Raw genomic sequence first — 9,726 nt, forward strand, 5'->3', positions numbered from 1 at the left:
GCCACCGGTCCGGTCGGTCGCTTGCCGCTGCCGGTTCCCCGCATGCCGTGCGGCTGGCGCCGGAGGCCCGACGACCGAACGATCCCGTGGGCCGGGCGTGGTGCCTGCGGCAGCCGTCCGGGGGGCGTTGGTACCCGATGGGCACCCGGCCACCCTCGTGGCGTCGGGATGATCACACCTGCGAACATGTTCCCGTCGTCCACGCCGAGTCGCGCCCCGCGTAGCCATGCGCCCGCGCGAAGGAGAACAGCACCCCATGTCGCAGCCGCCAGTGCCCCCTCCCTCACAAGGCCGGCCTCCGCAGCCGCCCCCGTACCCCCAGCAGGCCGGGCCGTATCAGCCCCCTCAGTCCTACGGCCCCTACCAGCCCCCTCAGCAGCCACAGCCGGGCCCTCTGCCACACGCTCAGAATCCTTATGCCCAGCCTCAGTTCCCGCCCCCGCCTCAGCAACCGCCCACCCGCGGACGGCGCCTGCCGCTCGTGCTTTGCGCAGTGGCCGCCGTCCTGGCCCTCCTCGCCACCGGCACGGTCCTCATGCTCCGCGGCGGCGACGACTCCACGCGCTCGGACGGCAGGACGAGCGCCACCTCCCCGCCCCCCACGCCCACCCCGACCACCATCAACGGCCGGCAGCTCCTGAACGTAGACCCGCCCAAGCCGAAGGACGCCAGCGACTACATCCAGACTCCCGGAGCCTGGCTCACCTCCCGCGCCTACGCCACCGGCGCCGAGAAGGCCGTCACCGGCTACAACCCGACCACCGGCAAGCGCGCCTGGACCGTCCCGCTCTCCGGCGGGCTCTGCGGGGCCTCCCGCAACGTGACCTCCGCCGGTCTCGTCGCCGTCGTGTTCCACGCGACCGAGGACACCGTCAAGAGTCACTGCACGCGGTTCGCGGTGATCGACGTGAACAAGGGCGTCAAGGTGTGGGAGAAGCCGATCACCGACGAGAGCGTCAGCCTCGGGCTCGGGCTGAACGTCGCGATCAGCGACACCGTCGCGGCGGCCGGTTGGCCCGGCGGGTCCGCCGCCTACGACACCTCCACCGGCGCCCCCGCGTGGACCGCCCCGGCCGACGGCTGTACCCAGGAGGAGCACCTCGGCGGTGAGGAACTCCTCACCCTGTCCTACTGCAAGACCTCCGCCGGCATGAAGTTCCGCATTGGCGAGCGCGATCCGGGCACCGGCAAAGCGACGTGGCGGTACGAGGTGCCGAAGGCCAAGGGCGCCTGGCTGGTGTCCAGTGAGCCGCTCGTGCTCGGCCTGCTCCAGAACGACGACGGCCTGGACGCCGACCAGTTGGTCACCGTCTCCGACGAGGGCAAGGTGCAATCCACCATCCCACTCGGCGACGACTACGTCGCGGGGTGCGGTGAGGCCGGCGGCTGCGGCGCCACGGTCGTGAGCGGCGACACCGCCTACCTCGGCAGCGACCCCCACAACTACTCCGCGGGTAACCGGATCACCGCTTTCGACCTGACCACCGGCAAGGCCATCCGCAGCTTCCCGGCCCCGGACGACTCGACCCTCGTTCCGGCGCGCGCCGAAGGCAAGGCCCTCGTCGCCGTACAGGAGGCCGAACCCACCACCCCCGCCCGGGTCCTGCGCCTGGACCCCGCCACCGGCAAGAGCACCACGTTGATGGAGATGCCCAACGAGCTGTCGCTCAACAGCACGCTGCACTCGTTGATCAGCAAGGATGTCAAGGAGCCCATGCTGTACGGCGACGGGCGGTTCTTCCTGCACACGGGCAGCGGCTACTACGTGAGCGAGGCAAGCCCCGATCCGATGACGCTCGCTTTCACGACCTGGTAGGCAGCCCGCGATCGCAGGAATCGGAACGCGGCTCATTCTCCCCAGATTCTCCCCAGCGACCTCGAAGGCATCGTCGGAGCCTGCGACCAATGCCACTCTGCCGCGCAGATACGCCTCCTGGGGCGATTACTCAGAGCCAGTCCTTCCGCTTGAAGATGACGTACAGACTGGTGCATACGACCGCCATCAGCAGGATCGCGAAGGGGTACCCGAGCACCCAGTGCAACTCCGGCATCCGATCGAAGTTCATCCCATAGATCGTCCCCACCAACGTCGGCGCGAACAAAATAGCCGCCCACGACGAGATCTTCTTGAAGTTGTCTACCTGAGGGTGCTGACCTGCGGTGATGTGGTTCCTGATACCTGTGGCCTGCACAGATGATTCTTTCAGGGTCGTTCGGGGGCGTGCCGCGTTACGCAGCCGCTTCTCCCCACGAGCTCCCCAGAGCCAACGAGACTCCCCAGATTCTCCCCACGGCTTGCCGCCGTCGGGGCCAGCGGCCGGCACGGAAGACTCGGTCTGGCCAAGGGCTGCCGTAGGCACGCTGAGTGACAGGCGCGGCAGGAACAAGCGTCAGGCTGAGCTGCGGCCAGGGAAGGGGACGGTCCCATTGACGGTCTCATTGTGGCGATGGGGTCTGAGCTTGCGAAATTAGTGGAGAGTGGCGTCGGCCCCGGGGAGGATTCCTGTCATGACTCCGATGCTGACCGACATGTCGGCCGACCGGCTGGACGCGCTGATCAAGCACCCGTTCCATCGGGAGAACGGTGAGCGGCTGATCGGCTTCATCAAAGACCTGCGCGAGTGTCACAGCGCCGAGGACTTCGTGACGTTCCAGCGCCAACTTCTACAGGCCACGCTCGCTGTGAACCTTGCACGTGCGGAGCGCTCGCGAGTGATCAAGCGGCTCCGAAAGAGGCAGCTGCTGCCCGCCGACGCTCCCGATCTTGTCGTTGGCGATCCTCACGACCTGGACGACTGGCGACTGGAGGCCGACGCGCTCGAACGTGTGGCGCGACAACTACGCTCCGTCGGTGATGCCATGGCCTGGCGGGCTTTCCGGTACGACCGTCGCTACATTTTTGCGCTGCGCCGCAACGAATCACCGGGCCCGATGACCCTCAACAAGAAGGGCACCCTCCACGAGATCCAGTTCGTAGAGAAGCAGTGGAATGAGAACGGCCGTTTCGCTCTGCTGCATGACATCACCGACTGCCTGCGTATCGGCGACGTGACGGTCTTCCACGACCGGCAGAAGGGCGAGCAGGACGTCTACCTATACGAGCTGAAGACAAATCCGAGGCGGCGGGAGAGTGTCCAACTGACCCGGACCCGGTTGGCGGCCGAGGCGCTGCACATTGGTGGGCCTCTTCCAGGCCCGGACAAGGCCGTCCTCATTGACACCGGTGTGCCTTACACCACCCACCTGTCCGCGCTGAGCGACGCCTTCGCCCAGGCACACCAGAACGGGTTGAAGACGATGCGGGTGCCGGGACAGCGTGGTCTCCTGGCATTCGACATCGTGGCTGCCGGCAATAAGTGGGGAGAGCACGAAAGGGGTCGGCAGTTCCATGCTGCGTACGCGGCACTGCTGCGTCGCATGCGATTGACGGGCCAGAAAATCTGCTTCGGCAGCGGAGACAGTGCCGCGCGCAACACCATGGCTCCGCCATGGGGCATTTACCCTCTCCAGCCAGCTCAGTGCGCTGGCCTCATTGCCGATGTTCTCGTCTTCACCGTGACCCTTTCCTCCGACAACTTCATTGAAGAGCTCGGCAAACAGGGCCTGGATGCACAGTGGGTTCTGCCGAGTGGAGCCGAGATGGGGCCAGCCCAGCCTGTTGTGACCATTCAAGGACACGGCCGTCAAGTCACCATGGCCAGAGCAGGGCTTGAACAGCTCTTGCTGGAGCTCACCGATCTGCAGAGCTGGGCGCGCGGCATGGACCGACTACTTCAGGAGGGCGCAGCTGGATGGCAGCCCTGGCCGTACTTCACCGAAGAGCACAAGGTGTGGGTCTGATGCTGTGCGAGTACGAGGCTGCCTCCGACCTCCAAGCAGGCGAAGTCGACGTGTTTCCGATGACGCACCACGTCGAGTGCGTCGCGATCCTCGAACCGGTGGCCAAGCTGTCCTGACCTGCGGGTTTGTGTGTGCGTTATGTGTGGTGTGGGCGTTACGGGCGATATCTTGGCGCTGAAATGACGCTCGTGACGCTCATTTGACGCTCGTTCTGATGTGGTTTCAGGTGTGTGGAGGGGGCTGGTTAGGCCAACTGAAATGATCAGGTTCCGGTCCGCTCGCGCGGAGCCGACTCGCTGATCGCGCCTACCGCGATCACTTCAAGAGGAGCGCCTCCGCTCGTGTGGAGGCGCTCCCGCGATCGCGATCACGACGAATTGCCGCCACAGTCGTGGAGTGCCGAAGGGCCGGACCCGGCCATTCCGGGTCCGGCCCTTCGGGTTTCGTGCGGTGGGTGTGTCAGGTGTAGTAGCCGCTGGAGTCGATGACGAGGTCGGTGGTGCCGGTGCTGTCGTTGTAGAGGGTGATGGATCCGCTGGTGTCGGTGGGGGTGAGGGTGAGGTTGGCGAGGGTGTCGCCGGTGCCCCAGTTGATGTTGCTGGTGGCGGGTTTGCCGACGCTGGTGGGGTAGACGGTGGCGTTGCCGCCGGCTGTGGGGCCGGTGATGGTGACCATGGCGGCGATGGTGGGGGTTGTTGCCGTGGTGACGTGCTGGGTGGTGGTGCTGTTGAGGGTGTAGGTGCTGTTGGCGGCGACGGGACTGGTGGATCCGCCGATGCCGCTGCGGGTGTCGACCAGGCGGGTGGGGTTGATGGTGTGGAACTTCTGGCCGGTGGTGCTGGTGGTGTAGTAACCGGAGATGTCGGCGAGGACGGCGGTGGCGCTGGCGTGTACGGAGATGGTGATGGTTCCGGAGGTGCCGATGGGGACGTCGCCGGAGAGTGAGGCGATCGCGTTGCCGCTGTTGAAGCTGAGGCTGGTGGCGGCGGTGGGGGCGTATCCGGTGGCGTAGGTCTGGAGGTAGCCGGTGCCGGTGGCGTCGGCGGCGGCGAGGTTGATGGCGACGGCGGTGGCGGTGCTGGGGATGCCGTTCTGGCCGGTGATCTGGAGGGTGAAGGTCTTGTCGGCTGCCACGGTGCCGGTGCTGGTCAGGCTGGTGTGGGCGATGCTGGAGCGGGTGTCCAGGGCACGGACCGCGCTGGTGAGCGGTGTGTAGGTCTGGTCGCCGGTGACGGTGGCATCGCTGATGAAGTAACCGGTGACGTCGACGATCAGGGCGGCGGTACCGCCGGTGGTGTTGACGTGGGTGTAGAGGTCGATCTTGCCGTCGTTGCCGACGGGGACGATCTGGTATCCGGTCGCGGTGGTGGACGCGGTGAAGTTGGTGGATGAGGTCTTGGGACGTTGGGTGCCGTCGGCGTAGGTGGTCACGTAGCCGCCGTCGGTCTGGGCGGTGGCGGTCACGTCGACGGCGACCGCGGTGACCGAAGCCGGGATCGTGGCGGGTGCGCCACTGACCGGGGAGGTGACCGTGTCGCCCGCGACCTTCAGATGGGTGACGGAGTCGGTCGCGACGGTGCTGGTGCCGGCGGTGACGCCACTGGTGTACGTCAGTCCGCTGCTGGAGCGGGTGTCGAGGATGCGGGTCGGTGTGACGGCCTGGTGGTAACCGGCGGGGGTGTAGGGCTGGGCGGGGGGTACGACGGCGCCGGTCCAGGTCTGCACGCGGGCGAGTTCACCCGTGAAGTAGTCGGCGCGGGCGCTGGTGTGCCAGTCGTCGCCGAGCTGGAAGTTGCCGCTCGCGCCGGTGCTGGGGGCGGTGTGGCTGCCGGTGGCGACGAAGACGTCGTCGACGTAGAGGTTCATCACGCCGGTGGTCTTGTCGTAGGTGGCGGTCAAGTGGGCCCAGGTGCCGAGGTGGACGGTGCCACCGGTGACGGTGTCGAAGCTCCAGGCGGTGCCCGCGCCGGTGTTGAGGCTGAACTGCCAGCCGTCCGTGGTGGGGATCAGCAGGATCCCTGAGTCCGCGCTGCCGCTCTGGGAGAGGACTGCGCCACCGTAGGCGGTGGGATCGGCCCAGAGGGACACGGTGAAGGACTTGGTGAGATCCAGGGCTTTGCTGCCCTGCAGGTAGTCATGGTCGGTGGAGTCGAGGGCGATGTCGGGGTCGAACAGGCCGTCGGTGGGCGCGGTGACGCCGCTGGTGCCGGTGAGGGTGATCGCGGTGGTGGCCGAGTCGTCGGCGGTCAGGGCGGTGGTGTCGTAGTCGTTGAGGGGCCAGTCGTGGGTGTCGGTACTGAGGGCCTGCCCGGTGGGGGTGGTGAAGGTGGCGGTGGTGCCGGACAGGGTCATCTCATGGGCGGTGATGGTTCCGGTGCTGCTGGTGGTCCACAGGTCGGGTGTGCCGTCGTTGTTGATGTCGGCCGCCTGGAGAGTGGGCTGGCTGACGGAGTCCCAGCCGATGGACGCGGCCTCGACGGAAGGCAGCGTAGCGTCGGTGGCGCCGTTGGACAGGGAGTCGTAGGACAGGGTCTGCAGGTTGTCCGGGCTGAGATACCACAGCTGCCCGGCGGAGGGGTCGCTGGTGTCGGTGCTGGTGTCGCGGGCGAACACCGCCGGTAGTCCGCCGACGAGGGTGCTGGCGATGGTCCAGCCGCTCCAGCCGGTGGTGCAGTTGGTGGTGGTGCTGGTGTTCTGGGCGAGGCAGTAGGGGTTGTAGTCGGCCAGGTCGGTGGCCTGGTCGGCTCCGGGGTAGAGGCCCGCGCCGGGTACGGAGTTCTCGTCGTACAACGAGCCGTTGATCACCAGCAGGAGATCGGGAAATCCCGTGGGGGTCTCTCCGTTGACGGTGTAGTACAGACCGCCGCCGCTGGCGATGGAAGTGGCCGGGTTGGTGGTGACGGTCGTGGTGTCGCCGTCGCCGGTAGTCGTCGTGGTCAGGGCGAAGACGCCGGTGGAGTTGGTGATGGGGAGGGAATCGACGGGCTGGAGGCCGGTGCCGTCGCCCTGGCCGCGCAGGATCTCCCCGCTGACGGCACCGGTGGAGGTGTCGTAGCCGTAGTCGAGGACGTCGTTGAAGCCGGCTCCGGTGAAGAAGTGGCCGGTGATGGCCTGGGTGCCGGTGAAGGATGTAGCGGTCTGGGTGGTGGAGACGCCGTTGCCGTCGATGCCGATGTTCCGGGCGACGGGGTCGACCTTGCCGGCGCCGGTGCCGGTCGCCTGCCAGAGCCCGGCGGGCAGGGAGTTCTTCCCGCCGACGGTCACCAGGTCGGCGTTGCCGTCGCCGTTGAGGTCGTCGCCGACGGCGGTTGCCGGGGCGGCTGCGATGAACCGGTAGTCGTAGGTGTCACCGATGTTCCCGCTGCTGGCGACGGCGGTGACGGTCAGGACGTTGGTCTGTGTGGTCGGCTTCAGCGAGATGGTTGCGGTGTAGGGGCTGGAGCTGGAGGCGGTGATGCTGACGGGGTTGCCGCCGTTGAGCTGGTAGCGGTAACTGCCGGGCGCGGTCGTGGTGTTGGTGTCCGTCACCGTGAAGCCGGCGGCCGTGCCGACCGTGCACAGGCTGTCGCCCGAGGGACTGTCGGTGAGCTCTGGGCATTGGCTGGTGGTGGTCGAGGTCACGGGGCTGATGGTGGGGGCACCTGGTGCGGTGGGGTCGTAGTAGAAGTGGCAGGTCTTGGACTGACTGCTGGTCAGCTTCTGGTCGGTGACGGTGAGATACCAGGCGAACTCGGTTTTCGCGGTGAGTGCCTGGAAGGGCCCGGAGGTACTGATGTGGGAAAAAAGGGTGCTCGTGGTGGTGCCGCTGGTGGCGCCGATTGACCGGGCGTAGGTGGTACCGCTCGACATGTTCTTCAGGGTGAAGTTCGCGGTCAGTGGGCTGGTGGTGCCGTCCGGGTCGGACACTCCGGCGCGCAGGGTGACATCACCCAGGCCCAGCGTGGTGGGGGTGGTGGCGGTGCAGCTGGTGGCCGGGCTGGTGGTCAGAGTGGTCGGGGTGTTGGGAGTGTGGTCATAGGTGGTGGTGATGGTGGCCTGCTTGCTGAACTGCTTCCAGGCCAGGTCGTCGCCTTCATCGGCGGCCCGCAACCCGAAGGTGGCCTTCGACCACTTGCCGGCGGCGGCCGACTTCATCAGCGAGCTGATGTCGAAGGTGACGTCCGCAGGACCGCAGGAGGTGGACCAGCCGTGGGCGACGGTCTGCGTGTCGAGCTTGCTGAACCAGAACTTCTTGTCCGTGTCACTGGAGCTGTGCGAGTTGGACCAGGTGGTACCGGAGGAGATCGAGGCCGTGTGCCACAGGTCGACTTCCGTCTTGGTGCACGAGGCCGACCAGTTCTCGTAGAAGGAGATGCTGGAGGTGATCGAACTCGGGTCCGCGCCCCAGATGTTGCTGTGGATGCTGGTCTGGAACAGGGCCCGGTTGGTGGAGACGTCGGAGGTCCAGTCGGTGTAACCCACGTGCAGAGGGCCGAGGGTGGAGGCGGCGGGCTTGTAGAACGCCGTGTCGGGCCACTCGCTGTCGACGAACGCCCACGCCTGCACGGTGTCGGTCTGGCCGGAAGGCACGAAAGTGGGGTCGATGTAGACGGGGTAGACAGTGCGCTTGCCCGTCAGCAGGCCGTGGTCGGGCGAGAGCCGTATCTTTCCGGCGTGGTAGGCGGCCTTCAGACTGGTGGTACGGGCGGCGGTTCCGGGCGATGCGGGACTGGACGCGAGCGGGTTGCCGGTGCGGGTGTCGACGCTCTGGCCGGTCTGGGGGTTGGTCGCCTTCGGGGTGCTCGCGGCGGCATGGCCCGAGTCCCACATGGTGGGGGCGGTGGCGGAGAAGACGGTGCGGCCGTGCCGGTCCTTGGCGGTGATATCGCCGGCCGTGTCGCTGGCCAGGGTCACACCCGTGGCCTTGGTGGACAGATTCAGGTCGGTGAGTGCGGGGTTCGCCGCGGCGGTGGCGTTCTTGACGACCAGGACCTCGCTGAACCCGCCGGTGTCCTGCGCGGTCACGGCGAGATCCACGTCAGGCAGCACGCTGCGGTAAGTGGCGGTGGCGCCCGAGAGAGAGGGGGTTCCCAGCGTGAACGCGGCGGGCACGGACACCGCCAGGGCTCCGTCGCCGGACCGCATGGTGGCCAGCGGGGCGTCCCCGCTGCCGCCGGACAGGGTCAGGGAACTGGTCGACACCTTGGGGGAGATGGTGCCGTCCGCCTGACGCACGAGCGTCGGATCCAGGCTCTTCCATCTCCCGTGCACCAGCTTGCGCACCGGGGCGATGGTCTGTCTGAGCGTCAGCGTGCCGTTCGGGTTCGCAGTCAGCGTGGAGGAGTCCGTCGTCACGGCCGTCGCCTGGACCGGCTTGCCGGAAGCCCGTGCCTTCGCCAGCGCCTGATCCTCGCTCAGCCCGGCGGAGACACCGCCCGAAGTACGGCTGGCTGTGCCGGTGTGAGACGCGGATGTGGCCGCCTGAGCGATGCCGGAAAGCCCCAGGGTGCCCGAGACGGCCAGGGCAGTGGCGCCGACGATTATGCGTCGCACCCAGGAACGGGGCAGAGATGTCCGCGAAATGTTTTGCATTTTCTTTCCCCCAATTATTCATGCTGATGGAAAATTCCGCACGACTTACCCTCGACCGGCGCTGAACGACCCCCCGCAAAGGTCAATGTCTTGCAAAATGGCCTCGGCGGTTCTGGCCGTCCGCTGCGGTGCCCGCCTGCTGCGGAGTGGAGCACGGATGTGGCATGGAAGGCGGTCGGATCGCGTCACCGTATGAGGATTTAATGGCCTGGCATGCGGCTATGTGATCCAGATCACGTCGTGTACATGCCTTGGATGTCTACTTCTGTTGAAGTTTGGCCATCTTCCCGGGTGGGTTCTTTCCTAACTCATTAT

Annotated in this window: 3 protein-coding genes and 1 pseudogene; 2 read left to right on the top strand and 2 right to left on the bottom strand. The window is 66.9% G+C overall.

The genetic code is table 11. The features are described 5' to 3' along the window. The first annotated feature begins 493 nt into the window (after window positions 1-493). Window positions 494-1,816, top strand: coding sequence for an outer membrane protein assembly factor BamB family protein (locus OG223_RS41330; RefSeq protein WP_329260466.1), 1,323 nt, complete (start codon window positions 494-496; stop codon window positions 1,814-1,816). 130 nt (window positions 1,817-1,946) lie between these two features. Here OG223_RS41330 and OG223_RS41335 read toward each other — a convergent pair. Further along, window positions 1,947-2,144: pseudogene (locus OG223_RS41335) on the bottom strand (CorA family divalent cation transporter); the annotation flags it as partial. 364 nt (window positions 2,145-2,508) lie between these two features. On the opposite strand from OG223_RS41335, the gene OG223_RS41340 reads away from it, so the two are divergent. Next, the gene (locus tag OG223_RS41340) at window positions 2,509-3,840 is read left to right on the top strand and encodes a hypothetical protein (protein ID WP_329260469.1); all 1,332 of its coding nucleotides are present in this window, start codon (window positions 2,509-2,511) and stop codon (window positions 3,838-3,840) included. A gap of 459 nt (window positions 3,841-4,299) precedes the next feature. On the opposite strand, the gene OG223_RS41345 is transcribed toward OG223_RS41340, so the two are convergent. Continuing rightward, window positions 4,300-9,372 carry a LamG-like jellyroll fold domain-containing protein gene (locus OG223_RS41345; RefSeq protein WP_329260471.1) on the bottom strand — a complete coding sequence of 1,691 codons (5,073 nt, stop codon included), beginning with the start codon at window positions 9,370-9,372 and terminating at the stop codon, window positions 4,300-4,302. Window positions 9,373-9,726 lie beyond the last annotated feature (354 nt).

Origin of the sequence: Streptomyces sp. NBC_01478 (assembly GCF_036227225.1) — a bacterium.
In the GTDB taxonomy this organism is placed as follows: Bacteria; Actinomycetota; Actinomycetes; order Streptomycetales; family Streptomycetaceae; genus Streptomyces.

Coding starts and splice junctions, on each gene's coding strand:
- OG223_RS41340 (WP_329260469.1), top strand. CDS start 2,509: ATGACTCCGATGCTGACCGACATGTCGGCCGACCGGCTGGACGCGCTG.